Below are 1,270 nucleotides of genomic sequence, written 5' to 3' on the forward strand. Positions count from 1 at the left end.
GTTTCGCCCGCGATGCCCAGGCGGCTCGCCCGGCGCAGGCTACTGCGCGCGTAGGCCAACGCTTGGGCGTAGTGCTGCTGGCGCTCTGCCACATCGCCCAGGTTAATTTCTTCGAAGATGCGCCCGGACTCGAAGCCCAGGTTTTCAAAAATATGCTCGTCCTGCGCGAAGCTGGCTTCGGCCTCGCGCCACCGGCCCTGCTTGCGGTAGAGGTCGCCGAGGCCTGCGTAGGCGTGGCCCACGCTGGTGAGGTCGCCGGAGGCCTGGGCCAGCTGCAATCCCCGCTTCAGGTAGCTCTCGGCGCGCGCGTACTCGCCCAAGTAGGTGCTCGTGATGCCCAGCTGGGTGTTGAGGAAGGCCATCCACTTGCGGTTGCGCATGGCCTCGGCCAGGGCCAGGCCGCGCAGGTTGCTGCGCAGCGACTGCACGTAGCGCCCCTGGTCGGAATATACGCAGGCCAGGTTGTAGAGGCAGCGCGTCTGGCCCAGACGGTCATCGGCCTGCGCAAAGTTGCGACGGGCCTGCTCCGACAGGCGCTCGGCCAGCCCGTATTCGCTGCGATGCCGGTAGTAGAACGCCTGCCCGAGCAAGGCCTCGGCCAGGCCCTGCGGGTAACGCAGCGTCTCGGCCAGCAGCTGCGCCTGCCGAAACAAGCCGGCCGACTCGTCGAGCTTATTGTTGCGTAGGGCCAGGGCCAGGGCGTTGAGCGTATTGACACGGGCGGTATCGGGCCGGGGGCGGGCCTGCAACGCCCGCCGCAGGCTGTCGGCTTCGGCAGTTTGGGCCCGTAGCGCCGGCGCCAGGCCAAGAATTAGCAGCAACAGCAAACTGGCCGGGCGCAGCCATCCCAGCACACCTCCGAGAGAGAAGGCACGGTGGGCGAGGGCGGTAAGGCAGCGTAGCAGGCGCAACGCAACAGGGAAGCTAAGTGGGAAGAACAATCAGAAACTCGGTGCCAGCGCCCTCTTCGCCAGAAACGGAGAGCGTGCCACCGTGGCCTTTCGTGATGATGTCGTGGCTCAGGCTCAGGCCCAGGCCCGTGCCCTCGCCGGCCGGTTTGGTGGTAAAGAACGGTTCAAAAACCCGTTCGCGCACGTGGGCCGGCATGCCGGTGCCATTATCGCGCACCCGAATCTCGACACTTCCGGGCCGGGCGCGGGTGGCCACCGTTATTTCGGGCACGTAGCCGGGGCCGGCCTGCTGCGCGCGCTGGTGCACGGCGTAGCAGGCATTGGTGCCTAGGTTGAGCAGCACGCGGCCCAACTCCTGC

At 67.2% G+C, this 1,270-nt stretch carries 2 protein-coding genes; both read right to left on the minus strand.

All coding sequences use genetic code 11. The features are described 5' to 3' along the window. On the minus strand, positions 1-821 hold an 821-nt coding region (locus ACYVDE_RS23180; protein WP_460503895.1), incomplete at its 3' end, for a tetratricopeptide repeat protein. Between the two features lie 103 nt (positions 822-924). Then, positions 925-1,270, minus strand: a 346-nt coding sequence (locus ACYVDE_RS23185) for a sensor histidine kinase (protein WP_460503896.1), incomplete at its 5' end; no start/stop codon positions are given.

This window comes from Hymenobacter agri (assembly GCF_054778495.1).